Raw genomic sequence first — 1,102 nt, 5'->3', positions numbered from 1 at the left:
GTGATTAGCCAGACGGCGAAGGCTAGACCGCTACCGAACACCGCAAGGGTCAAAACGAAACCGCAGCCCGGTCCCAACAATGCTTTCACGCCGCGCTCCTTGAGCCCCTGCTAAAGCAATGCGGGGGGGTCAAGGCTGGTTCCAGCAAAGCGCGGGAAATAGGCGCGGCGCTCCGCTGGGCGAATGCGAAGGCGGCGCCGTTCAAACCAGCTGCTTCACGTCCACTGGCAATTGGTTCTCCGCTGTGGGTAACGCGGCCGGCATGTCCTCGCCGCGCTGGCGCTGCCGCAGATGGAGCGCCAACAGCCGGTCCAGCGAGACCCTGCCGGCGCCCGCAACGGCCAGCACGAACATGCCGCCCGATATCGCCAGGTCCTTTTCGAAATGCAGCAGTTCGTTCTGGCTGCCGAAATTGGTGTGGAACAGCATGGCCGTTGCCAAACAGAACAGGCCGAGCGCGATGGCGCCAAGCCGCGTCAGCAGGCCTGACGCGAGGGAGAGCCCTGCGCCCAGTTGCAACGCGACGGTGGCGACAAACAGCGGCAGGTTGACACCAAGCGCTGCCATGGCCCTGGCGGCGGCATTGAAATGGGCGGCCAGCGTGGCGCCCTCATGCAAAAAGATGAGAGACAGAAGCAGGCGGCCGGCAAGCAGGCCCACGTCCCCCGGGTGGTATTTAGCGGCAAGACCCTGCAGCTTCGCGGAGCGTTCGGTCAATGTCATGGTCAGCCTCCGATCTTTTTGGCACGGGCAGGCGCCAAGCGCCTGATGTTGAAAAGGCCGGAGCCGGCGCGAGGGAGAGGATGCCGGCTCCGGCAAAGCGCGCCAGCCACGAGCGCCCAGCCGTGGTGGACGAAGGGGCGAGCTCGGGGCCAACGCCCCCTTCCGTCTCGGCTTCGCCGTGGAGGGGGAGGAAAGGTCTTACTTCGTCACCCTGGTGTCGATGGCCTGCCGCAGGTCGGAAAGCTCGTCGCACCCGGCCGGGCACAGCTTCTCCAGGGAGGCCAGCTGCTCCTTGGCCTTGTCCATGTCGCCGGTCTCGACATAGAGCTCGCCCAGATATTCATGCGCGGCCTTGTGGTCGGGCTGAAGCTCCAGCGCC

General features: G+C 65.4%; 2 protein-coding genes. Both read right to left on the bottom strand.

All coding sequences use genetic code 11. The features are described 5' to 3' along the window. Positions 1–201: 201 nt before the first annotated feature. The gene (locus tag FJ980_RS33565) at positions 202–723 is read right to left on the bottom strand and encodes a DoxX family protein (RefSeq protein WP_140547659.1); all 522 of its coding nucleotides are present in this window, start codon (positions 721–723) and stop codon (positions 202–204) included. Positions 724–921: 198 nt separating this feature from the next. Next, a partial coding sequence (locus tag FJ980_RS33560; RefSeq protein WP_348640678.1) for a tetratricopeptide repeat protein occupies positions 922–1,102 on the bottom strand: 181 nt, incomplete at its 5' end.

The organism is Mesorhizobium sp. B1-1-5, from assembly GCF_006443065.1.
Lineage (GTDB): Bacteria > Pseudomonadota > Alphaproteobacteria > Rhizobiales > Rhizobiaceae > Mesorhizobium.
The sequence above is the reverse complement of the archived record's forward strand: the minus strand, read 5'-3'. Positions and strand labels throughout refer to the sequence as shown.